Genomic DNA, 25,238 nt, shown 5'->3' on the forward strand with positions numbered 1-25,238 from the left:
CCTCGAATTTTCACTTGATCGTCGATTCTGCCAATATACTCAATATTTCCATCCGGTAACCATTTGGCCAAGTCACCTGTTTTATACATGCGCTCTCCTGGGATAAAAGGATTTTCTACGAATTTTTCCGCCGTTAACCCCGGTTGATTTAGATATCCCCTAGCCACACCATCACCAGCGATATACAACTCTCCTTGCACACCTGTCGGTGCCAAATTCAATTTTGGATCCAACAAATAAATGCTCGTATTTGCGGCAGGCTTTCCAATCGGTACATATTCTCTTCTATCTTCCGCTGGATCATAGCGATAAATCATACACCCTACAACCGTCTCAGTTGGACCATATTCGTTATAGTTATAAATGGAAATGCGACCATCTGATTGCTCACTAACGTCCCGCGCTAATTTGGCGCTCAGGTTTTCTCCTCCAACAATCATCTTTTGCACAGTAGTRTATTCTGCTAGATTCATTTCTTTTAAGATATGCAAATGAGCTGGAGTCAATTTAATAATATCCACTCGTGAATCCTGCATGATAGTTGGAATTAAAGCTGCCTTATCCTCACCGTCATAAACTAGAATCGTATTTCCTGTTATCAACGGTGTAAAGACAGACGTTACAGTTAAATCGAAAGAAATCGATGAATATAACGGGAAATTCGTTTTCTCCCCTTGTACATACACCTCACGTGCCCACCAAATATAATTGGTTAAACCTTGATGCTCAATTAACACACCTTTCGGATTACCTGTCGAGCCCGATGTATAGATTACATATGCCAAATCTTTACCATGACTTATTGGTTCTAGATTTGTTGTTTGTTTATCGTAGGATTGTGACTCGCTCAGCGAAATAATAACTCCGTCATAAGAAAGTGGTGGATGTACATCACCGTTCACTAATACAATACGCGCTTTTTTGTTTATCGTAGGATTGTGACTCGCTCAGCGAAATAATAACTCCGTCATAAGAAAGTGGTGGATGTACATCACCGTTCACTAATACAATACGCGCTTYCGAATCCTCCAACATATATTGGATACGTTCTTCYGGATATTGTGGATCAATTGGTACATAAGCCCCTCCTGCCTTACTAACAGCTAGAATTCCTACGACCATCTCCAGACTATGTTTAGCAATAATTCCGACTAATCGATCCGCCTGTACGCCTTCTTTTCTTAGCGTTCGTGCCAGCTGATTCGCTCGTTCATTCAGCTCACAGTACGTTAACTGCTGATCCTCGAATACAACCGCAAGATGATCCGGTGTACGTTCTACCTGTTCTTCGAACAGTTGATATACTGTCTTTTCATGCGGATATTCAGAAGAAGTATTGTTAAATTCATTCAGTAACTGTTTCGTTTCATATTCACTAATTAGAGATACTTCAGCTATTTTTTCAAAAGGATGATTCATGATATGTTCAGCAATTGCGAATACATGTCTGAATAGTACATCAATATGCTTTTCATCAAATAGGCAAGTGCGATAATCAGCATATATCTCTAAATATCCCTCATCTATTTTTTCAACTACATGAACAAGAAGGTCATTCACTTCATTTCCACAGAAACTACTTTTTATGTCTATTTTAGTACCATCCATATCTACCATATTCCTAAATGGACGATATTCCATAGTAATACCAAAAAGTCGACCAAGATCTGGCATAGAATGTATTTGTCTAACATCTTTAATCAACTGATTATACGGATATTTCTGATGTCGAAGAATTTTTGTCTGTTCCTTCGATACTTGTTGCAAAAATGAAATTATATCATCTTCAGGATCTAAAGAAACTTTAACAGCCACTGTACTAGTGAACATTCCCATTGTTTCTTTTTCTTGTCTTGTTGTTCGGTTGGCATAATTTGTTCCAATAATAAGATTTTTTTCATTTGTAACTTTATTTATATATATATATAAAGCTCCTAAAAAGAACGTGAACATACTAATTTTATTTTCCTTGCAAAACGCTCTTACTTTGTGATAAAAATCCACACTTACTTCTAAGTATGTTCTTTCCGCAGCTGTACTTGTTAATAAGGGATTGTAAGGTTTCAATTCGGTGAAATCTGGAAGAGATTGAAACTTTTCTAACCAAAACGCTCTATCTTTTTGAAAACGTGCTGAATTCTCATACTCCTCTTCCGCTTGAATATAATCTAGATACGAATGTTTTTTATACGTATCAAAAAAAGCTCCTTTTATCATATCAGCATAATTTTGATTCACATCCTCAATAATTTGAGCCAAARAAATKCCATCGCATATAATGTGATGAATTTTAATATTATAGCCATATTCCTCATCATTAATTTTAAATATCATAATTTCATATAATTCAGAATTATACAACTCCATAGAGGTTCTATTATGAGAATCTAGCCAATTTTCTACATCATCTCGCATTGATGTCTCAGAAAAATCAATATATTTTATTTCTTTATATGTATATGGTTCAACATACTGCTTCGCTTCACCATTCTCAAAAGTTAATTTTATTCGAAAAGAATCATTTTCTTTAATAACAGATTGAAAAGATTGTTGTAAAACATCTATATCTATCTGGTTTTGCATTTTTATTGTCCCTGAGAGAATACAGGCAGTTGTGTTCGGATAAAGTAATTCTGTATACCATATTCTTTTTTGCGCTTGGGTTAAAGGCAATAATTCAATCGTTTTTGTCTTCATTTCTGCTCCACCTTCAATATATGATTTAAATTATATACGCAGTACAATGGATGTTAATAAACTACAAAATATATCGAGCATGGGTATAAACATAGTACCAACTTAATTCAAAATCATGAACTCTCGATACAAGCCGAAGGAATATGCTATTTAAAACATTCTTCATTTCTGCTCCACCTTCAATATATGATTTAAATTATATACGCAGTACAATGGATGTTAATAAACTACAAAATATATCGAGCATGGGTATAAACATAGTACCAACTTAATTCAAAATCATGAACTCTCGATACAAGCCGAAGGAATATGCTATTTAAAACAATCTAACCAAAAAACCAAACTAACTCTAGGTATATTCTTTAAATATATCCCTCCCACTACAAGATTCTAAAATTTGATACACAGTAGCAAATAACTCCTTCGAAAGAGAATCACTCAAAAAAGAGCATTAAAGAAATAACCACCCTACATGATGGACATATGTACTTTGACAACAGTTAAACATCCATAAATCACCTTACCTTTTGTCAAACCTGTAACAAATAATTTTCTCTCAATTCAGTATTTTTGCGTTTTCTGTATTTTAAAAACTAAACAACCTTATATTACATTTTTTTCTATAAAATTACAACTAAACAAATGTAGAATATTCAGTAAAAGTGTTTTTCAAGTTTCATTGACTCTCCACGAGTCATTTGTTGATTTAAGATGATGTCGTACTTTCTCTTCTAATTGAGATCCCTATTGATGAACCCATCGCATAATCGTTGTGTGAGCAATTGATAATCCTCTTTCCTCCATCATTTCTACCAGGTTACGAAAGCTCAAATTGTACCGTAGGTACCACCTTACTGTTAATAAGATTAGTTCAGGCTGATAATGCTTCCATTTCAACAAATTTTCCTTCTCCATACTGATCACGCACCTTTTTTAGAGTCATACTATCAGTATGGAGAAGTTTAGGAGATTACTTGCAAGATTCTTGGAATTTTTGCACCAGAACCCAATTTGATCATACAATAAAAAAGAACAAGTTTGATATCAAACTTGTTCTTTTCCAACCATATTATTCACGCATGCACAGCATGTCCTATCGCCTGTAACACTGCTTCATGAATCGCTTCTGATAATGTCGGATGCGCTGCGATAAAATCTCTCATTATATCAGCCGTTACCTCTGTATATAACATTACCGTTCCTTGTCCAATCAGTTCTGTTGCACGAGGTCCCACAATGGAAATTCCAACAATCTCTTGATACTTTGGCTCAACAATTACTTTCACTTTCCCAATTTGTTCTCCTAAAATAAGTGCTTTTCCATTCGCGGTAAATGGAAATTCTCCAACGAGAATATCTCCATATTGCTCACGCGCTGTCTTTTCTGTTAAACCCACACTTGCAATTTCTGGTGCTGTATATATGCATCTCGGTACTGCGTGATAATTCACTTTCGCTTCTTCACCACACGCATGTAGCGCAGCTGTAGCCCCTTCATGAAAGGCTACATGAGCGAGTTGTATTCCACCAATAATATCACCTGCAGCGTAAATATGTGAAACATTCGTTTGCATGTGCTCATTTACTGGAATGCCTTTACTTAAAAAATCTACTCCTGCTGTTTCAAGCCCCAATTCATTCACACGTGGTTTTCTGCCAACTGAAACTAGAACATACTCTGGGTTTAACTCATGAGAACCATCCTTATTTTCAAACAATGCTTGTTTCTTATGATTATTCAAACCTTTTAAGCTTGTTTCAGTAAAAATTTGAACACCATCACTCTCTAGTTTCCCTCTTAAAATACTTGCGATATCTTCATCTTCACCAGGAAGAAGCTGAGGCGCCATTTCCACAATCGTTACTTTTGTCCCAAGACGACTATAAATACTTGCAAATTCACATCCTATTACTCCCCCACCAACAATGAGTAATGATGCCGGTATATTTTTAAGCGACATTGTATGACTACTACTTAAAATCCATTCCCCATCAAACGGCGCAAACGGTAGTTCAGTTGGTTCTGATCCAGCTGCGATAATAAATTGATTCGTATCTAAAGTTTCTTCCTTACCCTTTTGTATAATTTGTAAGCGATGATCCGTTTGAAAACGAGCTTTTCCTTTTATCACCTTAATTTTATTTTTCTTCATCAAATATTGAATGCCTTGTACTAGCTGAGTGACAATGTTCTTTTTCCGGTTCTGCATTTGCTGCCAATCAATTAGAACATCATCTTGAGGAAGTCTTATCCCAAATTCCTTTGCATGTTTCACTATATCGTGTACTTCCGTACTTTCTAGTAACGATTTCGTTGGCATACATCCAACATTTAAACATGTGCCCCCAAGTTCTCCTTCATCAACAAGAATAACATCTTTCCCATTTTGAGCAGCCGTAATTGCTGCGACATATCCAGCTGGTCCCCCGCCGATTACAACTAATTTACTCATTCTCTCACCTTCTTTTTATAAAAGAATTGTCACTGGCTCTTCTAAATATTGTTTAATCGTACGTAAAAACGCAGCAGCTGGTGCACCGTCTAATACGCGATGATCAAATGTTAAGCTTAAAGGTAGGATGCTACCTTTTTGTAATTCTTCCCCTCTATATACAGGAATATGTTCAATCGCTCCTACACCAAGAATACCTGTTTCCGGTGTATTTAATACAGGTGTGAAATATTCGATTCCGTATGCACCTAAATTACTAATTGTAAATGTCATTCCTTGCATATCATCACTACCTAGAATACCTTCTCTTGCTTTTGCTGCAACGTTTTTAATTTCTTTAGACAATTGCACAAGCGATAAATTATTCGCAAAGCGGATTGCTGGTACAACTAGGCCATTTTCTAACGCAACTGCCATACCTAAGTGCACATGTTCAAATTGATGGATTGTATCATCAATATAAGCACTATTCATCCCTTTGTGCTCCTGCAGTGCTAAAACAACAGCTCGAGAAATAAAATCTGTAATCGTTAATTTATTTTCATATCGTTTTTGAACAACTTCTGTCATTTGCTTATGTAGGACGATTAAATCTGTCACATCCACTTTCATTGTTAAGGTTAATTGCGCACTATTTTGTAAGCTTGCGTGCATACGACTCGCAATCGCTTTACGCATACCAGTAACAGGAATTTGTTTACTTTGTTCTTGCTCAGCTACTTTTGAAATTGCAGCTTTTTCTTCTACCACTTTTAGAACATCAACCTTCGTAATTCTTCCCCCAGGTCCTGTTCCTACTAGTTTAGTAATATCAAGATTTTCAGCTTTGGCAATTTTCCGAGCTACTGGCGAAATTTTAATTCTTTGTTTTGTTCCTTCTTTCGCATATGGTTCTGGATGTTGTACATTTTCAATAGGCAGTTCTATTTTAAGCGCTGGATATTCTGAAGCAGAATTCTCTTCATGCTGCGGTACCGATTCATTTGGTTTACCAATATAACAAATAACAGTACCTGGAGGAACCCCTTGATCTTCTCCTACAGCTATATCTAAAACAGTTCCATCTGCCGGGGCTTCAATTTCCATTTCAATTTTTTCGGAGTTAATACTTGCGATTGATTCACCTTTCGTAACATTATCGCCTGTTTTTATATTCCAAGCTGTTACAATTCCTTCTTTCATTGCCATTCCTAGTTTCGGCATTACAACCTCTACAGCCATTCTTATCTCTCCCTTCGCATCGTTTCGTTACACATTTAATAATGAACGGTCCCCAATCATTTCCGATACTGTTTCAATTACTTTTTCAGGCGTTGGTAAATATAATTTTTCAAGTGGTGGTGAGAATGGAACTGGTGTATGCGGCGCTGTAATTCGCTTAATTGGTGCGTCTAATAAATCGAATCCTTTATCCGCAACAATTGCCGCAATATCTGTTGCGATGCTACATCTTGGATTCGCTTCATCGATAACAATGAGGCGATTTGTTTTTTCAACAGATGCCAAAATTGTATCTTCATCAAGTGGTGATAAAGAGCGTGGATCAATCACTTCTACTTCAAATCCTTTTTTCGTTAACTGCTCAGCAGCTGCCAGTGCTGTATGAACTTGTTTCCCGATTGCCACAATCGTCACGTCAGATCCTTCTCGTTTTACATCAGCTTTTCCTAATGGAATTGTGTAGTAATCTTCAGGCACTTCGCCTTTCATATTGTAAAGTGTTTTATCTTCAAAGAAGATAACAGGATCATCATCTTCAATTGACGCTAGTAATAGCCCTTTTGCATCATATGGAGTTGATGGAACGACCACTTTAATACCAGGAATACTTGTAAATAATGCATATAAACTTTGAGAATGCTGCGCTGCTGCACTAAATCCAGCGCCGTGCATCGTGCGAATCGTAACAGGTACTTTCGCTTTTCCGCCAAACATATAACGGAATTTCGCACCTTGGTTTAACACTTGATCTAGACAGCTACCAATAAAGTCATTAAACATTAATTCGGCAATAGGACGTAATCCTGTTGCAGCTGCTGCCATCGCGGCTCCCATATAGCCGGCTTCAGAAATCGGTGTATCTAAAATACGATTACGACCAAATTCTTGCACGAGCCCCTTTGTAACCCCAAGAACACCGCCCCAGGCTTCATCATCTTGCAAGTGATCAACTTGCGCACCACCCGCAACATCTTCCCCTATTAAAATGACATTTTCATCACATCGCATCGCTAATTTCATCGCTTCATTAATTGCACTTGACATACTTACTGTTCTAGTCATTATTTTTCACCCTCCTCTTATTTGTAAGAAACATACACGTCTGTTAATAGTTCTTCATCAGCTGGATACTGACTATTTTCACTAAATTCAATTGCTTTTTGTACTGCTTCATCCACTGCTTTTTCCATATCGACAAGCTCAGTTTCTGTAAGGAATCCTTCATTGATTAAATGTTTGCGGAAATTCACAATCGCATCTTTTTCATTTAAATGTTCTTCTTTTTCTTCCGCTGTTTTATATGTTTGTGCCTCACCTTCGAAATGACCATAATTACGATATGTCATACATTCAATTAAAGTTGGCCCTTCTCCATTACGTGCACGTTCAACCGCTTCTTCCGCTGCTTTATATACTGCTAAAAGGTCTTTTCCATCTACTTGAACACCTGGGATATTATAAGCTTTTGCACGATCCGCAATAGAATTACAACTTGAAGCGTATTCAAATGTAGTTGCTTCACCATATCCGTTATTTTCAGCAATAAAAATAACTGGTAGCTTCCAAATTGCTGCTAAATTCACACCTTCATGGAATGTTCCTTCATTGTTTGCACCATCCCCAAAGAAACAAACGCTTACATCTTTTGTCCCTTTATACTTTGCTGTTAATGCTGAACCGCAAGCAAGTGGAAATCCTCCTCCTACAATACCATTTGCTCCAAGCATCCCTTTATCTAAATCGGCAATATGCATTGATCCGCCTTTTCCTTTACATAATCCAGTGGCTTTTCCAAAAAGTTCAGCCATCATACCATCTAAATCACAACCTTTTGCGATACAATGACCGTGACCTCTATGTGTACTTGTAATACTATCGTTATCTGTTAAGTGGGCACATACACCAACTGCTACTGCCTCTTCTCCAGCATATAAATGAACGAAACCTGGTAAAACACCTTGTGCAAATAATTCATGTACTTTATCTTCAAATTTACGAATCTCTAACATTTTTTCGTACATCCAACGCGCTTGCTCTTTTGTCATTTCATTCCCTTTACTTTCAGTTGTTTTCAACATGTTTCAGCCCTCCTATTTTCTTGTTCGACCTTTATATTGCAAATACCATGCCAGTTTTAAACCCTTAGAATGATAGGCTTTTTTTCTTCTTAAAAGAGAAAAAAGTGGACATAACGAGACAGATGTCTCATTATGTCCACTTTTGTTCATGGTGTTAGAAAACAATAACGTTATTTAAAATACTCTTTCCTTAGAAAACTCCACATCCTGTAATAATTTCTTCTGCACTTAACAATGTAGCTTCCTGAATTGTAACGTTATTCTTTTTCATAAAAGATTGTACAGCATGATAACCTACGGCGTAACCTGCGCCAGATGATAAACCTACTGGTGAATAGCCTTCCTTTTTAGCAATTTCATCCCCAAACATGTAACTATTAACTTCATCAAATCCTCTTAAATGAAAACCTTCCCGAACAACATGAAGCGAATATTCGAGCTCTTCCTCATCAATTGAGATAACCCAAGGACCTAAATGTTCCTCACGGTACAACTCAGTAGCAAATGAATCCGCAAGCCCTTCAATGACTAAATACTCACCCAATGTCACGTCTCCATGATTCCAATTAAAATAAGAAAAACGGAGGTTGTGATGATATTCATGAGCAATAAGCGCAGGTATTCTTGGAACGTTATACTCATTTGGGTGAATGGTTATGGTGACATACCCAGGTATTCCTCCAAAACCACAGTAGCCCTTTTGATTTTTAAGTTTTTCAGGATCAGCAATATACATTCCAAACTTTAATTCTTCTGCAGCTACTTCTAAGTTAGCAGCTTTCGAAAACTCTATGCATTTTTTTAGTGCTTTTTGAGCAATGTCTGAAGCCTCTATTATTTTTAAATCATTCAATGCTTTTCTTGCTATATCACTTTCTTTTATATCCAGATATCCTAACATTTGAGTTGCCATCATAACATCATAACCATTTTTTTGTTTAGCTTTAAGTGGTACATTGATTGTATTCCACATACCCTCAAAAGACTTCATCATCGTGTATCTAAAGAAATTTTCTCTCTTTTCGAGAGGTAATGAAAGTAAAGTTTCATATTGATTTAAAGTATCTTCCATATAGATTTTCATTTTAGTTACCTCTTGTTTATATATTTTTCATTAAATTCATAAAACAGTTTAAGAGTATTTAATACGACAGCTTCATTTTTAACACACTCTAATTGGTTTAAAGATAAAAGTAAGTACTCTATATAAGTATACATTTCATCAAGCTGAATTCTTATTTCTCTAATACCAAGTTCATGTAATTGAAAAGACGCTATAGATTTTAACCTTTTGCCTAATATTTTTAGAGTTAGAACTTTAATTAAGTCTAGCAAATCCTCATTTGATAAATTTATTTGCCCTATTTCGTTTTTCTTTGGAGTAATCAAATTTAAATCACAATAATATCTTATTGCTCTTTCGGTCAAACCTGTAGTTTTTTCGACATACCCCGTCGTTACCAGTTGAATTCACCTCCTTCGATCAAATTAATCTATCACGTTGCGTTAGAGTCAAGCTGATTTTTGATATAAAAACAGCTCCCTTCAGTACTGAAGGGAGCTGTTTCATCCTTTATCTAATAAACTTCAAATAACTTTATTAAATTTATTATTGCCAATCAAAGGGCTTTATTCCCATATAAACTTGCAAAATTCTCATTTATTTCTTCGATACCAGCTCTTCTGCAGCTTCCGAATATAAATGATTTGACCAATGTGATGTGCGTTATGAGTTGTTACGTTTGCTAGTACCTCCCACCACTTCGCAGACATAGGAAGCCCATTTACATCACTTTCAACTTTTTCTTCAGTTAATAGATTTTGCCATTGTAACAGTACCTCTAATAGCCGATCTCTCAAATTATCAAATGTTTGATTATCCGGAACGATAAAGCTTTTACTATTATCTCCGATTAAAGGTACGGCATTAACATGCGATTCGTTATATCTAGTTTGCCATGTTATATTCCAATAAAGTAGATGCTGCACAATTTCAGCAATGCTATTACAATCTTCATTAGGCTTCCAAAACGCTTCTTCTTCAGACAAATTCTTAACTGCGTCTGAGAATGGAAGATACCAACTAGGGTCATTCGCATTTGCTAACAACTGATCAGATAAAACATCTTTGGCATGAAACAACTCTCCACACTCCTCCATAAAAAGCTTTAGATGTATTGCGATGAAAATAAAAGAAAAATCTAACACCAGTTTCAAACATCCTACATCTTTATCTCTATCAAATGCGGCACATACAATTTTTGTTGCATTCTCCTATTTCGTTACCGAACTGATACAACCCTCTTTTTTCGGTCAGTAAAGAAACAATATCTATGTCAAACTGCTTAATATAGGAGAATGATAGATTTTCTACATAGAACTCGTTATTATGTAAGAAAAAAGAAAGTGAGTTCACGATGAATAGAAAAATCGCAATTATTACAGGTGCATCCAGTGGATTCGGACTTTTAACTACCCTTGAGCTTGCGAAAAAAGATTATTTCGTTATCGCTACAATGCGGAATCTTGATAAACAAGCTGAATTATCGTCTCAAGCCACTGCACTACACTTACAACAAAATATTAGGATTCATCAACTAGATGTAACAAATCAAGAATCTATACAGGCATTCCAATTATTTTTAAAAGAATTAAAACGAATTGACCTTCTCGTTAATAACGCAGGATATGCAAACGGTGGGTTTGTAGAGGAAATTCCCAGTGAAGAATATCGCAAACAATTTGAAACAAATGTATTTGGAGCTATATCGATAACTCAAACTGTATTACCTTATATGAGAACGCAAAAAAGTGGAAAAATTATTAACGTAAGCAGTATTAGTGGCCAAGTTGGATTCCCAGGTCTGTCCCCTTATGTTTCTTCAAAATACGCACTAGAAGGATGGAGCGAATCACTTCGCCTAGAAGTAAAACCATTCGGGATAGATGTTTCATTAGTTGAACCAGGTTCCTATAATACAAACATATGGGAAGTCGGGAAAACACTTGCAGAAAATTATTCAGAAACCGCCTCTCCCTATAAAGAATATATGGATAAAATACAAAATCATATTAATAGTGGTAGTGATTCATTTGGTAACCCTATAGATGTTGCTCAAAAGATCGTAGCGATTGCTGAAACAACAAACACAACCCTTCGATACCCAATTGGAAAAGGCGTAAAATTGATGATAGTTGCGAAAAAAATTCTTCCGTGGAGATTGTGGGAGTTCCTTGTTCTTAGAAGCTTTAAGAAAATGTAATGTCAAATAAAATAACAAGAGTAGTTACATATATTCAAATATAAGGAGACTACTCTTGTTTTTATTTATACTTTAAAACAAATAAATTGCAACACTGAATGAAATCGTTAAACATATAGCCCCCAAAAAAGAAATTACGTATTCCTTTGATTCTTTATCATATTTCCATTCCATAACTGTTCGAAAAACATTTAATACAACTAAAAATGCAAAAATTAAGTAGCCTATATTTATATAATCAAACTTCACTATCAAAATGAAGCTAGTTATTAGGTAAATAGTAAAGATACTAATTTCTCCCCATTTATGAAGATCATTTACAGGTTTATATATAAAGCTATTTTTCCTAGGTATATGTAATTTTTTTCTTAACAAATTCTCTAAAAGAAACAGTATGGCAATGATCACAACTATTACTGAAAATTTCCACAATACAAAATCACCTCATCTCTTGATTACGTTCAGCACTGTGCAGATATATTAAGGTAAAAAATATAGAACAAGAATGCACATCAGATAAAACAAAATACACAAGATAGAAATTACATATTCCTCAAGTAACTCCCGAATAATCGCTTCACGTGCCGTTTCACCAAATTCAATGGATCCACCTGGAAAACGATAGAATGTTTCTTGGTCGTCACACTGAACAAGAGCTTTGGAATAATCTTCATTCATAATAATAGCTTCCACACGTAACAAAGGTCTTCTCATCTCAGTCCTACTTATTTTACTGAATGTGAAGATTGTATTTTCTCCGGTTGGTCACTCGGATAAGTAGCATACCCACAATTCTCATAGTCCCAACTAATCACTGTCGCACTATCTCGCCCAAGTTGATGATGAACATGCTCTAGTACATTTTGAACACATTCTGTTAGCTCCGCTTTATTTTCATACATATCTTTATACAAATGAAGTGGATTTTCATAACATCGTTCTCCGCACTCTAGGACACCATCTGTTACCATTACGATTCTGTTTTTACCTGTACGTAATTCCCGAATTCCTGAGGAGTAACAAGGAACTGGTAAAGAAAATGTATTCACATGCCCAATCCATTCATAAAAATGACGTTGATTCAACATATGTTGCCCTAGTTTATGTAAGTCTTCATGAAATAAATAAACGAGACAATCCCCTATAGAAAACCACCAAATATAATTTTCTTTTCTTACACAAATTAAGCAAGCTGTTTCACCTTTTACTTGCTTACAAGCCTGCTTGAATGAATTGGATTGAAAAATTGTAAGTATATGATTTTCAACAGAACGAAATACTGTTTCAATTGGTTCCTCTAATAACACTTTTATATTTTCATATTCATTTTGTAGTGTATGTACGACCAAAGTGACACTTTCTGCACTATGGTGACCATCTAATATCATCGCAAATTCCCAATTTTCATTTGACCAAACGAAAGCACCGTCTTCATTCTTCTTTGCGCCTGCACTCGTATTTCCACCATATCTGCCAAGTGTTATTTCACCATACTGCTTAACTGAAATTTCCCCTAAACACATTTCATCGCTACCACTCCATGAATATTGTGTATTATTTGTTGTATGCATACTCATTCACCATATACGTTTGTATTCTTTCACATAGTTTTGTATTTGTTCTGCTTGTCCATAAGGCGCGTCTTCCCAATCTGCTATCTTAGTTGGCGACCAAAATTCCTTCGGCGTATTTGGATAGCGCGGAATAATATGCATGTGCATATGAGAAACTCCATTTCCAGAAACAAAAATATATATATGTTCTGCCCCTTCGCACTCTTTCAGTGCTCGGCTTACTCTACTCGTAATTAAGCCGAAAGTTTTCGCCTCTTCTTCTGTTAATTCTGCCAGTCCAGGCGTATGTCTTTTCACATCAATCATTACATATCCAAGATATGTTTCCTCTTCTTCCCAATGAACATGTCCGACATATACAAGATCATCTTCATAGATTGCACCACCTGGTACTTTAATGTCCCCTTTAAGTTTTTGACAAATAAAACAGTGTTCTTCAGATTGACTTTGTGTCGACATACATATCACCTCATTCCTTAAATTTACAATTTATAATACCATAAAATGAATAATTAGTGCGATTTTTCAGAAATGACAGATTTCTGATTCGAGAATTATAGCCAGGTCATTATTGTTCAGAAATAACTTCTCATTAAAATATCAAATACTTAGTTGAAAAATAATCACAAAAAACAATCAATTGATAAAATCAATGGAACAACAACAGAATCAAGTTTGTATACCGGCTGATGGTTCTGTAATTGTTCGTATGTGATACATTTGTCTTTTTGCACTTTTATCAGAACAAAAAACACGCATCGTAATAAAATCCTTACATACGAAGCGTGTTTTTTCTTTTCATCCTCTTCTTTTTCTATGAAACCCTTGCGTAATTCGATCTAATACAATCGCAATCACTACGATAGCTAGTCCAGCTTCAAACCCCATTCCAATGTTAACTTGCGTTACAGAACGATATACATCTACCCCAAGTCCTGGTGCACCTACAAGCGAAGCTGTGACAACCATTGATAAAGATAGCATGATGCTTTGATTTACGCCGGCCATAATGGTTCCTGTTGCGAGCGGCAATTGTACTTTAAATAGCTTTTGCGATGCGGTAGAACCAAATGCATTTGCAGCTTCAATTAAATCCTCTGGTACTTGTCTAATCCCTAAATCCGTAAATCGAATTGTCGGTGGCATTGCAAAAATAACAGATGCGATAATACCTGGCACAACACCTACTCCAAAGAATGTAATGGCTGGAATTAAGTACACGAAAGCCGGCATTGTCTGCATAAAGTCTAATGTTGGTTTTAATATTTTTGAAAATCTTTCGTTTTGTGATGCTAAAATACCAATTGGAATTCCGACAATAATAGAAATAATAACGGATGTGAGAACAAGTGCTAATGTTTGCATCGTTTGTCCCCAGTAGTTAATGTTTAGAATGAATAATAAACCAATTAACGTAAAAATAACTAAAGATATTTTCCGCGTTGTATACCAAACGAGAAAACATACGATTATGATCATTAAAAATGCTGGAATTACTGTTAAGAAATTGGTAAGTAAATCAACAAAACCACCAATTATATATGAAAATCCTCTAAATAGTCCTTCAAAATTTGCATATAAACTAGCAACAAATGCATCTACCCATTCACCTAAAGGAATACGTGGAATACTATTCATTGTCATTCACCTCTTCTTCAATATTTCCTGCAAGGGCTTGAATGACACTTTCTCGTTTTATTATGCCTCTTAACCTTTTTTTCTCATCAATAACGGGTAATGGAAGCTTCATTTCCGCCATTTTCGCATACGTTTCTTCCAGTAATGTATCTAAATAAACATGCGGAATATCCTTCAGTAATAAATCAGCAATTGGCCACTGTCTTTGAACTGCTTTACTTGCATCGTCAGCCGTTAATATACCTAAAAACTCATGTTTTTTATTTACAACATATACGGTAGAAACACCCGCATTTCTCATAATTTGCAGTGCCACACGTGGCCCACGATCAATTAATAATGTTTCTGGTCTTTTTAGAATAGATTCTGCGGTAATGACTTTTCCTAAATTTACATCTGCGACGAACTTTTCTACGAATTCATTCGCAGGGCTCATCATAATTTCTTCTGGTGTTCCAATTTGCACGATTTCTCCATCTTTCATTAATGCGATGCGATCGCCAATTCGAAGCGCCTCATCTAAATCATGCGTAATAAAAATAATTGTTTTTTCCATTTTATCTTGCAGTTCTAACAATTCATCTTGCATTTCTTTTCGGATAAGCGGATCTAATGCGCTAAATGACTCGTCCATAAGAAGAACATCTGGATCGTTTGTAAGAGCTCTTGCAATCCCAACGCGCTGCTGCATCCCACCACTTAATTGTCCTGGAAAACTATCTTTATGATGATCCAATCCTACTAGCTTAAGCGACTCTAGAGCCTTCGCTTCTCTTTCTTCTACCGGAACTCCTTGAATTTCCAAACCGTAAGCTACATTTTGCAAGACCGTACGATGAGGAAATAGCGCAAACTTTTGAAAAACCATACTCATTTTCGTTCTTCGGACCTTCCGCAATGCTTCTTTCCCCATCGTTGCGATGTCTTCCCCGTCTATATATATATGGCCTGCCGTTGGTTTTATTAGTTGGTTTAACATTCGAACTAGAGTCGACTTACCACTTCCGGACAATCCCATAATCACAAATATTTCTCCTGTATATACTTCAAACGTCGCTTTTTTTACCCCAACGTTCATTCCGGTTTCTTTTAATATTTCTGATTTACTTTTTCCTTCTTTCAATAAAGCAACTGCTTTATGAGGGTTTTTTCCAAATACTTTTGTTACGTTTTCAACACGTACTTTTGTATTTTCCATACAACTACTCCTTTTCTGCCCATCTATTCACATAGTGTAACGATTTTAAACAGAAATATTACATAGAAATTACATAAAGAAGCTTTTTTTAAAATTCTTGTTTCCGTTCATAATAAGAAGGTTCACTTATAGACTTACTTATAGCAGCAATACTATACAAAACGAAATAAACAAAATCACATACAGAACAGTTTTCTATCTATGAAACGGGAGGATTGTAATGAAACAAAAAATATGGCTTATAAGCATTTTGCTATTCATCAGTATGATCATCACCTCTTGTAATGCAACAAATGCAAATACAAAAGGAAAAATTAAACTTGGTGTAACAAGCTGGAAAGAAAATATTGCGACCGCAAATATGTGGAAAGTTTTATTAGAACAAAAAGGCTATAAAGTTGAACTCATGTATTTAGAAAAAGCAGCAATTTGGACCGGTGTAGCTCGCGGCGACGTTGATGCGAACCTAGAAGTATGGCTTCCAGTTACCGATAAGCCCTTAAATGATCGGTATAAAAATGACATGGCCCTGAAGTCAAAATGGTACGAAGGAACTGGACTTGGTTTAGTTGTCCCTTCTTATATGAAGGATATAAACAGCATCGAAGATTTGAACGCTCATAAAGATGAATTCGATAGTAAAATTGTTGGTATCGAACCTGGTAGCAGCCTTATGAATTTAACCGATAAAGCAATGAAGGAATATGATATAAAGTTAAAACTTGTCCAATCTTCAGAAGCAGCAATGATGAGCGAGTTAAAAAAGGCATATACACAAAAAAAACCAATTGCTGTAACGCTTTGGAATCCACACTGGGGTTTTTCAGAATTTGATTTAAAATATTTAAAAGACCCTAAGAAAGTATATGGTGAAAAAGACGACATTTATTACTCTGTACGAAAAGGTTTTGAAAAAGATTATCCAGAAATTGTGAAATACTTCAATAGATGGAAAATGAAGGATGAACAACTTGGTACGCTTATGGTTATGTTAAATAAAATAAAAGATCCTGAAGAGGCTGCACGGAAATGGATTAAACAAAATCAAAAATTAGTGGATGGATGGATAAAAGATTAACTTACGACTCAAATGAAAAATAGGCTAGTGAACATTTCTGTTCACTAGCCTACTCTAAATCACTTCTTGTTAATAACAGCATCAATAATACCATATGTTCTCGCTTCTTCCGCTGTCATAAAGTAATCTCTTTCTGTATCATGCGCTACCTTTTCAATTGGCTGACCTGTTCGATCAGATATGATTTTGTTAATATCTTGTTTTAGCTTTAATATTCGTTTTGCGGTAATTTCAATTTCTGTTGCTTGCCCTTTCACCCCACCAAGCGGCTGATGAATCATGATTTCACTATTTGGAAGCGCAAACCTTTTCCCTTTGGCTCCTCCAAGCAACAAGAGTGCTCCAAATGACGCTGCGAATCCCATACAAAGCGTTTGAACATCTGGTTTAATAAGGTTCATTGTGTCCAATATCGCAAACCCTGCTGTGGTCGAACCGCCTGGGCTATTAATATAAAGAAAGATATCCTTCTCCGCATCTTCTGCTTCTAAAAATAATAACTGTGCTACTACACTACTTGCAACTTGATCATTAATTTCTGATCCAATCATGACGATGCGATCTTTTAACAATCTTGAATATATATCATAGGAGCGTTCTCCTAGCTTTGTTTGTTCTACAACATAAGGAATTGTATTCATGAAAATCCCTCCATCTATTTTTTAGGTTTAAGCTACGCATAACATGTAACCGTAAGAAGAAGATTTTTTCGTATTGAATAATAGCATTGGCTGCTTGGATGATAGATGTGTAAATTGGATGGTTGGGAGTAGTTTTGTTAGCAATTCTGGTTTTTGCTCACTTATCGCTGTGACCACTACCTCGACATCATCTTCCTGTCCAGCTAATTCAACACCTTCTTCACTTATTGTTTTCAAGCGGTTTCTACTACGAAAAAGTGACGCTTTTACTGCCCCTTCTGATATTCCACATATTTTTGCAATATCGGATAAGCTATATTGAAAAACATCCTTTAATAAGAAAATAACGGATTGCTGTGCATTTAACGAAGATAACATTTTTTCTACCATCGCGTGCAAATCAGCAATTTTTTCATGTGGTTCTTCAACTGTCATTTGCTGCTCTAATTTTTCCTGAACTGATTTTACTTTCATCTGATCCAGCCATTGATTCCGAGCGATTTTATATAGAAGTGTAATACAAATTTCTTTATGTTCTGCACCTACATATTTTTGAAGTGCTTTGCAAACAGTCTCTTGGGCTAGATCTTCACCGTCCCATTTGTTTTTTGTTAAAAATGTACAGTACCTTTTTAACTCAGTATAATTTTCAATTAAAAAGTCTATATTTGAATGACTCATATCGATATGCTTCTTAAATAATTGAGTTACTTTTGTGCACAAAATAACCACTCCTTTTCAGCGCTTACTTAATTAACGATCGAACCAATAAAAAAGTTACGGGTCGAATAAAAAAATTTTTATGTTTATGTTTATAAATGTGAGGTCATAAATATGTTATGTAGAATTTTACATGAGGAGGCAATAATATGCCAAAATTAACCGTTATAGGAAATGGTACGTTTGATGTAAAAGAAGGAACAAAATTAGTGTTAGCACTTGAAGATAACGGCATTCAAATTCTTCATCGCTGCGGTGGGAAAGCTCGCTGTACGACTTGCCGAGTTGAAATAGTAGCTGGTGATTTTTGTGAACCTAGCCGTGATGAAAAAAATGCAATTACGGAAAAAGGAATTGAAGATCATTTACGATTATCATGCCAAATGCGTGTACATAAAGATTTAACCGTAAGACCCATCTTAACAGTTGAAAATTCAGGATTAGACGCTGGGCCTAGACCCGCAGAATAAATTAGGAGAATCATGATGATGGATTTAAAACGTTTAGCTGGTGAATATGCTGCTGACTTTGTGAAAGATGGAATGAAAATCGGACTTGGCACTGGTTCCACTGCATATTGGACAATACAAAAGTTAGGAGCGCTAGTAAATGAAGGCTTATCTATTCAAGCGGTTCCAACATCAATAGAAACTGCACAGTTGGCCAAAAGACTGTCTATCCCCTTAATTTCTTTAGATGACGTGGACGATCTCGACCTCACGATTGATGGCGCAGATGAGATTGACACCGACTTACAGTTAATCAAGGGCGGGGGCGGCGCTCTTCTTCGTGAAAAGATAGTTGCTACTTCATCTAAAAAACTTATCATAATCGCTGATGAGTCAAAACTCGTTAAACGTTTAGGTTCCTTCCCGCTACCAATTGAAATTGTACCATTCGCTTGGGAACAAACTGCAAAAAGAATTCAATCATTTGATTGCCAGACCGTTTTACGCATCCAAAACCATAAACCATTCATAACAGACAACGGCAATATGATCTTAGACTGTGTTTTTCCTAACCGAATAACCAAGCCAATTGAAGCACATCAGCATTTGAAGATGCTAACTGGTGTTATTGAAACTGGTTTGTTTATTCATATGGTAGATAAAGCGATTATTACAACCACGAATGGCATAAAAGAATTACTACCATTTCAATAATAACAATCTCTATGAGAAGGCTGACTCTAATTCATTTAACATACTTTAGATCAGCCTTTTTCACTTAATAGCTCCTTTTATTCCCTTTCTTTACATACTCCCAATCTACTTCTACATTTTTTCTAGTCCGCTGCAATAACTGAAACAATGTGTCAATTTCCTCTTCAGAAAACCCTTCTAATGCAGCGTAGTGTGAATATTGCTCTTCTCTCTTTAAAAGTGGATATACCTGTTCTCCTTTTGATGTTGGGAATAAATTTTTATTCTTTTTGTTTTCCTTATCATTTCGTTTTTCAATCAAACCTTGTGTTTCTAATTTTTGAATAGCCCGCGCAGCTGTGGTTCGATCAACTTTAATTAATTCAGCTAATTTCTCTTGAATAATCCCCGGATTCTCACAAATACGAACAAGATATAAATATTGTCCTTTCGAAAGATTCATTTCTTTAAACTCAATATTACTTATAGAATCTAAGCACCTAGCAATCATTCCGATTTCTCGAAGTATTTCTTTCATTATTATCACACCCCAAAACATTTTGTTGTATTTACAGCAAAAATTCTATGTTATATACTATGTAAAAACATTATCTTTATATTCACATCATACCAGAAGGGATTGAATAAATTGGAGTCAAAACAAATAAAAGCAATAAATGATTTAGAAATCGCCTTTCAAATTCGAAAAGATGTATTTGTTAAAGAACAAGGTGTTCCTTTAGAAGATGAATTTGATACCTTCGATAAACTAAGCGATTTATGTCATCATATTTTAGTCTATTTTAACGAAATGCCAGTTGGAACTGGGCGTATACGATATGTTGATGGAATAGGTAAACTAGAAAGAATCTGTATATTAAAGCCTTATCGCAAATATGGTTTAGGCAAAGTAATTATTCAAACATTAGAAGAAATCGCTAGAGAACATGGGATATATAAAGTCAAATTACATGGTCAAACACATGCAGAAGGCTTTTACACGAAACTAGGTTATCACACTTCTTCAGATGTATTTATGGAAGACGATATTCCACATATTCTTATGACAAGAGATTTATCTATTAAAAAAGTTATAAAGTAATATAACAAAATCCCCTTTTCCTATCATGTAAAGGGGATTTTGAAATTATGTCTTTATACTTCTCTTACACTTTTTTCAATGACTTCCCTTGTTGTTAGTATCCAAAAGAACATCTCTTCATTTAACTTTAACATTTCTGTTGATTGAACAAAGTAAGTAATGAAGATAACTTGAATGCCTAGCATTACATACCAAATCGCTTGAATTTCTGCTTCTGTTAAAGGATTCTGTTTATGGTATCCCTCGAAAATATTTCCAACAATATGTAACCAGTTACTTCTTAATTGCTCATCAGAAAATAATTCGCTTAGAATACTAGTGAAACAATAGCATAAATCAAACACTCTCACATTTATTTCTGCAAGTTCAAAATCTATAAATCCTTGAAACTCATTTTCCTTAAAAATTAAGTTAGATAAATGCATATCTCGATGAATGAGTTGCCTTGGTAACAACGTAACGTAGTCTTTAAAATCTTTTTGCAGCTGGTCCATAGTTTGAATCAGCTCAGGATGAACTTGCTCACTACTTTTCAAAATAGGTGTGGCCCACTCGTAAATTACATTGTAAAAATTACGTTCCACAAATTTACCTGCATGATTTGATGAACAAAGTACCTGATGTAACTTAGCAACTTCATTTCCAATAGTATTACTTAGCACTTTAAGATTTTCAACACGTTTTACTTCTACAACATTTCCCTCTACATACTCATACATACAGTAATATTTATCATCTTTTAAAATATAGCTTTCATTACCTCTCGTCTTCAAAAGCCTTTGTACTTTAATTCCTTTTTGTGCAAGTTGGTTTAATACATTTATCTCAGCCAACAACTGCTTTATCGAACCTTTTTCTTTTAATATATATTGCTTATTCCTTATAATCTTCGTTACTTTCGGTTGAATGGCTTCTGCTGTTACTTGTTCGTCTTGAAACCAAAAATTTGTAATTTCTAATATGTGCTCCATTGTATAAATATCCCTTTGTTCAATTAAAAGTCTTTTATATTTTCCGAAACACTAATTCACATAACCCACCAATTCCAATTCCAATCGCATAAGCCAATAAATCACTCCACAAAAATCCATACCCTAATACAAGCCCTCCTAAAGTCGTTGCTCGAATACTATCAATCCATTCCGCATGATATAATTGGCTGATTTCGATAGCATAGCAAAATAGTAAACTTATGAATGCCACTTTTTTAGTCTCCATTTTATTGCAAAGGAAGCCAAAACCAATAAAAATCATCAGCGCCCATAATGCATCGCCTAAGTAGGCATTCAATAAATCCGGTAAAGCATGTGCAAACTTTCTTGATCCCAATCCTAAAACAATTACGATTATAGTAAAAATTGCATATAGTATTCTATTTCGTTTATAATTCATTATAAATCCCCTTCTTATTACACTAAACTTTTCACAAACCCTGTACTTTTTTCAACATATCCCATGTATTTAAAAAATTGACACGCATGTTCTCTTTCAGCACAGTTCCCACTATTTAATCCAATTGAATCTACCCCTTGCTCAATCGCCCATTTTTCCGCTGCTTCTATTAATCTTTTTCCAATTCCTTGATTCCGAAAATCTTCATCTACAAGCAACGCAATAATACGAACGTATATTCCGCCTTCAGTATAAAGAATGCCTGTTCATAAACCAATCATACCAATAACACGCTCATTGTATTCTGCTACTAATGTACGATACTCTGGATGTGAGAAAATGGAAGTTCCTAGTAATCATAGCAACCAGAGACTTATTTTTCAATCAATTAGACAATCAACCTGGCTCTGGCGCGTAGTCATTATTTCAAGCAAACTGCAGTAACATTTGTTGAGAAACATTTAATTTATCTGAATATTATTTATATTAATTTCAATTTAAAGTAAAATATATGTATATAAGGAGGAATATATATGAGCTTTTGGTCCATGCATCAAAATATAAAAATTAGAATTATCACATCATTTTTCACAAGAACTGTGTATACGATGATTTTTCCGTTTATGGCTATTTATTTCTCGACAACTCTGGGGAGTAGCTTAGCCGGTACATTGTTATTAATTAATGTATGTGCCTCTATCATCGTAGGCTTGTACGGTGGCTATATCGCTGATCAACTAGGAAGAAAGAAAATTATGCTTGTTGGACAAGCGATGCAGTTCACTGGTGTCGTTTCCATGGGGATTTGTATCTCTCCATACGTAAATTCTCCTTGGCTAACATTTTGCTTTATGCTCGTACATAGCCTTGGTACCGGTTTAATGAGCCCAGCAATAGAAGCAATGTTAATTGATGTTAGTACACCAGAAAATCGAAAAATGATGTATGCAATCAACTATTGGTGTATCAATTTATCTATGGCGATTGGGGCACTTTTAGGTGGCTTGTTATATGAACAATATCGTACACAATTGTTCATCACGTTAAGTATTGTTTCAGCTCTGACATTTATCATGCTTGCTTTATGCATTGAAGAAGTTTATGTAGCAGAAAAAAAGGTACAACAAAAAAACATTTTAAAGAACATTGCTTCAAGCTATAAAGTCGTTATAAAAGATCGAGCATATATCTGTTTTTGTCTCGCATTTTTATGTACGCTTGGGTTAGAATTTCAAGTTACAAACTATATTGGGATTCGGTTGGAACAAGAATTTCAAACCCTTCAATTTACTTTGTGGAACGGTACTACATTTGATTTAACTGGTATCCGTATGCTGAGCTGGATTTCAGCTGAAAACACATTATTAATCGTCTTGTTCTCTGTTTTAGCAGTAAAAATAGTAAAAGGGTTTAAAGAAGAAAATGTATTATTTGTAGGTGTTTTTATATTTACACTTGGATTTGCGATTGTTGGCTCTAGTAACAATGTATGGATTTTATTACTTGCCGTTTTCTTATACACAATAGGAGAAATGATGTATGCACCGGTAAGACAATCTATTTTAGCAGCACATGTACCAGAAAATGCTAGAAGTTCATATATGGCAATAGGTGGCTTAATCTTTCATGGTGCAGGAATCATGGGTGCTTTAGGGGTATTACTTGGTTCTATTATTCCTTCTTTTGGTATGAGTATTGTCTATTTTGTAATTGGTGTGGTAGGCATGTTGTTATTTATGAAGGGCGTACAATTATATAAACAAAAAGATGCAAATACTGAAAATATGGTAAAGAGTATTTAGTATAGAAATAGCCTCCAAAACCTGTTCATTTTGGAGGCTATTTTTCTCTCTCAATGTGTAAAAGAAAAAAATATCTTTTATACCATTATTAATTCCGTCCTTAATCTTCCTCATATACCACTTAAAATCAGTGACAAGTGAAACAATTTTACCTAAAGTAACTTTCAAATACTCTAATACTTCGGGACGCAGAGCCTCATTACTCGGTTTAGATAATTCACGTAATAGTTTTGACATAATGTCCTTGTCCCCCTCAGTCTCTTATTAGTAGGCTATATTAAGTATACTATTGATAGTGAAATAAAGGGAAAACCAATTAAAAAGGTTTCCTTGTCCTTGTCCTTGTCCTACTAACGCATCTGTTAGTAAAGTGAGCTAGACGAAAACCAGTTTTCCTTAGTTATTCCATACCTGTCGATTACAGGCGAGACGAAGAACTCAGTTTCTTTTGGAAATTCTGCTTGATAACATAATAATGCCCGGCGCGAGTGTCCTGCTTTACAGACAATTATAACTTTTTTAGGGTGTATGCCTGTTTTTTGTAGAACTTCCAACGATAAGCGTGCATTTTCTAAAGTATGTTGTGCTTTATCTTCTTTTAAAATGGCTTCTTCAGACTCCGTTTGCAATACCAATATTTCTTAAGAAATCCCATTCAGTCGTTCCTACGTGTGGTTTATATCCGCCAGATGGAAGTATGTAAGGTGCTAGTCCCTGTTTATACAAGGAAACAGCGCTTTCCATGAGCGGAGGATGATTAGCACCAGGAACTAAAATTACATCTGCTGGGGCAATTTCAGTTTCGACGAAAATAAAATTTGTAATGCAATCGAATGGGTATGACATTACTGATTTCTCCTAATATAAATAATCTCTAACCCAAAATCTCTTCCTGCTTCTTTTTTGAAAAAGATTGCAGGACTAAATCATACGACCAATCTATCATTTTATACATTTCTTCTTGCCTTAACTCTTTATGTATATACACCGTATTCCAATGCTTTTTATTCATATGATAGCCAGGGATAATTGCATCAGGATATTCTTCTCTAACCCGCAATGCTATATTTGGATCACATTTCAATGTAATAGCGGCTTTATCCCCTTTTTCATGATTTAAAATCGCAAAAATCTTATTGTGAATTCTCATACAAGTTGCATTCCACCCGTCTGGAGAATCTTCTGTTGCTTTTCTTTTTGAAAGGCAGTATGCGCGTATTGCGTCCATTATTCCATTCA

The 25,238-nt window shown here is 35.2% G+C and carries 24 protein-coding genes and 7 pseudogenes; 6 read left to right on the top strand and 25 right to left on the bottom strand.

The features are described 5' to 3' along the window. The 10 genes and pseudogenes from AZF08_RS32350 to AZF08_RS10490 all read right to left on the bottom strand — a co-directional run. A pseudogene (locus AZF08_RS32350) lies at window positions 1-1,272 on the bottom strand (amino acid adenylation domain-containing protein); the annotation flags it as partial. A 138-nt stretch (window positions 1,273-1,410) separates the two neighbouring features. Then, window positions 1,411-2,697 (bottom strand): annotated as a pseudogene (locus AZF08_RS32355) (condensation domain-containing protein); the annotation flags it as partial. A gap of 672 nt (window positions 2,698-3,369) precedes the next feature. Continuing rightward, window positions 3,370-3,612: pseudogene (locus AZF08_RS10455) on the bottom strand (IS6 family transposase); the annotation flags it as partial. Between the two features lie 158 nt (window positions 3,613-3,770). Further along, complete coding sequence (gene lpdA, locus AZF08_RS10460; RefSeq protein WP_033676216.1) at window positions 3,771-5,150, bottom strand: dihydrolipoyl dehydrogenase; 1,380 nt, start codon at window positions 5,148-5,150, stop codon at window positions 3,771-3,773. Window positions 5,151-5,165: 15 nt separating this feature from the next. Continuing rightward, on the bottom strand, window positions 5,166-6,371 hold the full coding sequence (locus tag AZF08_RS10465; RefSeq protein ID WP_033676214.1) for a dihydrolipoamide acetyltransferase family protein: 1,206 nt from the start codon (window positions 6,369-6,371) through the stop codon (window positions 5,166-5,168). Between the two features lie 27 nt (window positions 6,372-6,398). Continuing rightward, the gene (acoB, locus tag AZF08_RS10470) at window positions 6,399-7,433 is read right to left on the bottom strand and encodes an acetoin:2,6-dichlorophenolindophenol oxidoreductase subunit beta (RefSeq protein ID WP_033676212.1); all 1,035 of its coding nucleotides are present in this window, start codon (window positions 7,431-7,433) and stop codon (window positions 6,399-6,401) included. A gap of 17 nt (window positions 7,434-7,450) precedes the next feature. Continuing rightward, window positions 7,451-8,449, bottom strand: coding sequence for an acetoin:2,6-dichlorophenolindophenol oxidoreductase subunit alpha (acoA, locus tag AZF08_RS10475; RefSeq protein WP_033676211.1), 999 nt, complete (start codon window positions 8,447-8,449; stop codon window positions 7,451-7,453). Between the two features lie 190 nt (window positions 8,450-8,639). After that, window positions 8,640-9,533 (bottom strand): DUF2268 domain-containing protein, encoded by an 894-nt coding sequence (locus AZF08_RS10480; RefSeq protein ID WP_033676209.1) that lies wholly within the window; start codon window positions 9,531-9,533, stop codon window positions 8,640-8,642. A gap of 5 nt (window positions 9,534-9,538) precedes the next feature. After that, window positions 9,539-9,919, bottom strand: a complete 381-nt coding sequence (locus tag AZF08_RS10485) for a MerR family transcriptional regulator (protein WP_321141617.1) — start codon at window positions 9,917-9,919, stop codon at window positions 9,539-9,541. Window positions 9,920-10,105: 186 nt separating this feature from the next. Then, a complete protein-coding gene (locus AZF08_RS10490; protein ID WP_033676224.1) occupies window positions 10,106-10,591 on the bottom strand; it encodes a DinB family protein in 486 nt (161 codons plus the stop codon). A 275-nt stretch (window positions 10,592-10,866) separates the two neighbouring features. On the opposite strand from AZF08_RS10490, the gene AZF08_RS10495 reads away from it, so the two are divergent. Then, complete coding sequence (locus AZF08_RS10495) at window positions 10,867-11,712, top strand: oxidoreductase (protein ID WP_033676207.1); 846 nt, start codon at window positions 10,867-10,869, stop codon at window positions 11,710-11,712. A 72-nt stretch (window positions 11,713-11,784) separates the two neighbouring features. Here AZF08_RS10495 and AZF08_RS10500 read toward each other — a convergent pair whose 3' ends face one another. The 6 genes and pseudogenes from AZF08_RS10500 to AZF08_RS10525 all read right to left on the bottom strand — a co-directional run bounded on the left by AZF08_RS10500 (window position 11,785) and on the right by AZF08_RS10525 (window position 16,122). Beyond that, the gene (locus AZF08_RS10500) at window positions 11,785-12,120 is read right to left on the bottom strand and encodes a DUF4181 domain-containing protein (protein ID WP_321141618.1); all 336 of its coding nucleotides are present in this window, start codon (window positions 12,118-12,120) and stop codon (window positions 11,785-11,787) included. 126 nt (window positions 12,121-12,246) lie between these two features. After that, window positions 12,247-12,426 (bottom strand): annotated as a pseudogene (locus AZF08_RS10505) (NUDIX domain-containing protein); the annotation flags it as partial. A gap of 11 nt (window positions 12,427-12,437) precedes the next feature. Further along, entirely contained in the window at window positions 12,438-13,289 is an 852-nt protein-coding gene (locus AZF08_RS10510; protein ID WP_033676203.1) for a PP2C family serine/threonine-protein phosphatase, read from the bottom strand. Beyond that, window positions 13,267-13,745: pseudogene (locus AZF08_RS10515) on the bottom strand (HIT family protein). The gene AZF08_RS10510 and the pseudogene AZF08_RS10515 overlap by 23 nt, the downstream one beginning before the upstream one ends. A 339-nt stretch (window positions 13,746-14,084) precedes the next feature. Further along, a complete protein-coding gene (locus AZF08_RS10520; RefSeq protein WP_033676202.1) occupies window positions 14,085-14,924 on the bottom strand; it encodes an ABC transporter permease in 840 nt (279 codons plus the stop codon). After that, window positions 14,917-16,122 carry a quaternary amine ABC transporter ATP-binding protein gene (locus tag AZF08_RS10525; protein WP_033676200.1) on the bottom strand — a complete coding sequence of 402 codons (1,206 nt, stop codon included), beginning with the start codon at window positions 16,120-16,122 and terminating at the stop codon, window positions 14,917-14,919. Before AZF08_RS10525 ends, AZF08_RS10520 begins: the two co-directional genes overlap by 8 nt. 220 nt (window positions 16,123-16,342) lie before the next feature. Between AZF08_RS10525 and AZF08_RS10530 the strand changes: the two genes are divergently transcribed. Then, the gene (locus AZF08_RS10530; protein ID WP_033676198.1) at window positions 16,343-17,200 is read left to right on the top strand and encodes a glycine betaine ABC transporter substrate-binding protein; all 858 of its coding nucleotides are present in this window, start codon (window positions 16,343-16,345) and stop codon (window positions 17,198-17,200) included. A gap of 59 nt (window positions 17,201-17,259) precedes the next feature. Here the strand turns inward: AZF08_RS10530 and clpP are convergent, their stop codons facing one another. Together clpP and AZF08_RS10540 are read right to left on the bottom strand one after the other, a co-directional pair. Beyond that, the gene (gene clpP, locus AZF08_RS10535; RefSeq protein ID WP_033676196.1) at window positions 17,260-17,841 is read right to left on the bottom strand and encodes an ATP-dependent Clp endopeptidase proteolytic subunit ClpP; all 582 of its coding nucleotides are present in this window, start codon (window positions 17,839-17,841) and stop codon (window positions 17,260-17,262) included. Window positions 17,842-17,868: 27 nt separating this feature from the next. Continuing rightward, window positions 17,869-18,564 carry an RNA polymerase subunit sigma-70 gene (locus AZF08_RS10540; protein ID WP_033676194.1) on the bottom strand — a complete coding sequence of 232 codons (696 nt, stop codon included), beginning with the start codon at window positions 18,562-18,564 and terminating at the stop codon, window positions 17,869-17,871. A 146-nt stretch (window positions 18,565-18,710) separates the two neighbouring features. On the opposite strand from AZF08_RS10540, the gene AZF08_RS10545 reads away from it, so the two are divergent. After that, the gene (locus AZF08_RS10545) at window positions 18,711-19,031 is read left to right on the top strand and encodes a 2Fe-2S iron-sulfur cluster-binding protein (RefSeq protein ID WP_033676192.1); all 321 of its coding nucleotides are present in this window, start codon (window positions 18,711-18,713) and stop codon (window positions 19,029-19,031) included. Between the two features lie 18 nt (window positions 19,032-19,049). Beyond that, the gene (gene rpiA / locus AZF08_RS10550) at window positions 19,050-19,724 is read left to right on the top strand and encodes a ribose 5-phosphate isomerase A (RefSeq protein WP_033676220.1); all 675 of its coding nucleotides are present in this window, start codon (window positions 19,050-19,052) and stop codon (window positions 19,722-19,724) included. 64 nt (window positions 19,725-19,788) lie between these two features. On the opposite strand, the gene AZF08_RS10555 is transcribed toward rpiA, so the two are convergent. After that, window positions 19,789-20,241 carry a MarR family winged helix-turn-helix transcriptional regulator gene (locus AZF08_RS10555; RefSeq protein WP_033676191.1) on the bottom strand — a complete coding sequence of 151 codons (453 nt, stop codon included), beginning with the start codon at window positions 20,239-20,241 and terminating at the stop codon, window positions 19,789-19,791. 111 nt (window positions 20,242-20,352) lie between these two features. Between AZF08_RS10555 and AZF08_RS10560 the strand changes: the two genes are divergently transcribed. Further along, window positions 20,353-20,805 (top strand): GNAT family N-acetyltransferase, encoded by a 453-nt coding sequence (locus tag AZF08_RS10560; protein ID WP_033676189.1) that lies wholly within the window; start codon window positions 20,353-20,355, stop codon window positions 20,803-20,805. A 53-nt stretch (window positions 20,806-20,858) separates the two neighbouring features. Here AZF08_RS10560 and AZF08_RS10565 read toward each other — a convergent pair whose 3' ends face one another. Genes AZF08_RS10565 through AZF08_RS31210 form a run of 3 tightly spaced genes read right to left on the bottom strand, consistent with a single transcriptional unit; the run spans window position 20,859 to window position 22,457 of the window. Then, window positions 20,859-21,776: a phosphotransferase enzyme family protein gene (locus AZF08_RS10565; RefSeq protein WP_033676188.1), complete on the bottom strand. Its 918-nt coding sequence runs from the start codon at window positions 21,774-21,776 to the stop codon at window positions 20,859-20,861. A 34-nt stretch (window positions 21,777-21,810) separates the two neighbouring features. Further along, complete coding sequence (locus AZF08_RS10570; protein WP_033676186.1) at window positions 21,811-22,197, bottom strand: ribosomal maturation YjgA family protein; 387 nt, start codon at window positions 22,195-22,197, stop codon at window positions 21,811-21,813. A gap of 17 nt (window positions 22,198-22,214) precedes the next feature. Next, window positions 22,215-22,457 (bottom strand): GNAT family N-acetyltransferase, encoded by a 243-nt coding sequence (locus tag AZF08_RS31210; RefSeq protein ID WP_321141619.1) that lies wholly within the window; start codon window positions 22,455-22,457, stop codon window positions 22,215-22,217. A 273-nt stretch (window positions 22,458-22,730) separates the two neighbouring features. On the opposite strand from AZF08_RS31210, the gene AZF08_RS10580 reads away from it, so the two are divergent. Further along, window positions 22,731-23,999, top strand: coding sequence for an MDR family MFS transporter (locus AZF08_RS10580; protein WP_033676185.1), 1,269 nt, complete (start codon window positions 22,731-22,733; stop codon window positions 23,997-23,999). A 138-nt stretch (window positions 24,000-24,137) separates the two neighbouring features. Here the strand turns inward: AZF08_RS10580 and AZF08_RS31995 are convergent. The 3 genes and pseudogenes from AZF08_RS31995 to AZF08_RS10595 form a co-directional block, all read right to left on the bottom strand. Then, window positions 24,138-24,236, bottom strand: a pseudogene (locus AZF08_RS31995) (DUF4241 domain-containing protein); the annotation flags it as partial. 140 nt (window positions 24,237-24,376) lie between these two features. Then, window positions 24,377-24,845 (bottom strand): annotated as a pseudogene (locus AZF08_RS32000) (YdcF family protein); the annotation flags it as partial. A 28-nt stretch (window positions 24,846-24,873) separates the two neighbouring features. Further along, window positions 24,874-25,227: an MmcQ/YjbR family DNA-binding protein gene (locus AZF08_RS10595; RefSeq protein WP_033676183.1), complete on the bottom strand. Its 354-nt coding sequence runs from the start codon at window positions 25,225-25,227 to the stop codon at window positions 24,874-24,876. Window positions 25,228-25,238 lie beyond the last annotated feature (11 nt).

Origin of the sequence: Bacillus gaemokensis (assembly GCF_001590835.1) — a bacterium.
Taxonomy (GTDB): Bacteria; Bacillota; Bacilli; order Bacillales; family Bacillaceae_G; genus Bacillus_A; species Bacillus_A gaemokensis.

Coding starts and splice junctions, on each gene's coding strand:
- lpdA (WP_033676216.1), bottom strand. CDS start 5,150: ATGAGTAAATTAGTTGTAATCGGCGGGGGACCAGCTGGATATGTCGCA.
- AZF08_RS10465 (WP_033676214.1), bottom strand. CDS start 6,371: ATGGCTGTAGAGGTTGTAATGCCGAAACTAGGAATGGCAATGAAAGAA.
- acoB (WP_033676212.1), bottom strand. CDS start 7,433: ATGACTAGAACAGTAAGTATGTCAAGTGCAATTAATGAAGCGATGAAA.
- acoA (WP_033676211.1), bottom strand. CDS start 8,449: ATGTTGAAAACAACTGAAAGTAAAGGGAATGAAATGACAAAAGAGCAA.
- AZF08_RS10480 (WP_033676209.1), bottom strand. CDS start 9,533: ATGAAAATCTATATGGAAGATACTTTAAATCAATATGAAACTTTACTT.
- AZF08_RS10495 (WP_033676207.1), top strand. CDS start 10,867: ATGAATAGAAAAATCGCAATTATTACAGGTGCATCCAGTGGATTCGGA.
- AZF08_RS10510 (WP_033676203.1), bottom strand. CDS start 13,289: ATGAGTATGCATACAACAAATAATACACAATATTCATGGAGTGGTAGC.
- AZF08_RS10520 (WP_033676202.1), bottom strand. CDS start 14,924: ATGAATAGTATTCCACGTATTCCTTTAGGTGAATGGGTAGATGCATTT.
- AZF08_RS10525 (WP_033676200.1), bottom strand. CDS start 16,122: ATGGAAAATACAAAAGTACGTGTTGAAAACGTAACAAAAGTATTTGGA.
- AZF08_RS10530 (WP_033676198.1), top strand. CDS start 16,343: ATGAAACAAAAAATATGGCTTATAAGCATTTTGCTATTCATCAGTATG.
- clpP (WP_033676196.1), bottom strand. CDS start 17,841: ATGAATACAATTCCTTATGTTGTAGAACAAACAAAGCTAGGAGAACGC.
- AZF08_RS10545 (WP_033676192.1), top strand. CDS start 18,711: ATGCCAAAATTAACCGTTATAGGAAATGGTACGTTTGATGTAAAAGAA.
- rpiA (WP_033676220.1), top strand. CDS start 19,050: ATGGATTTAAAACGTTTAGCTGGTGAATATGCTGCTGACTTTGTGAAA.
- AZF08_RS10555 (WP_033676191.1), bottom strand. CDS start 20,241: ATGAAAGAAATACTTCGAGAAATCGGAATGATTGCTAGGTGCTTAGAT.
- AZF08_RS10565 (WP_033676188.1), bottom strand. CDS start 21,776: ATGGAGCACATATTAGAAATTACAAATTTTTGGTTTCAAGACGAACAA.
- AZF08_RS10570 (WP_033676186.1), bottom strand. CDS start 22,197: ATGAATTATAAACGAAATAGAATACTATATGCAATTTTTACTATAATC.
- AZF08_RS10580 (WP_033676185.1), top strand. CDS start 22,731: ATGAGCTTTTGGTCCATGCATCAAAATATAAAAATTAGAATTATCACA.
- AZF08_RS10595 (WP_033676183.1), bottom strand. CDS start 25,227: ATGGACGCAATACGCGCATACTGCCTTTCAAAAAGAAAAGCAACAGAA.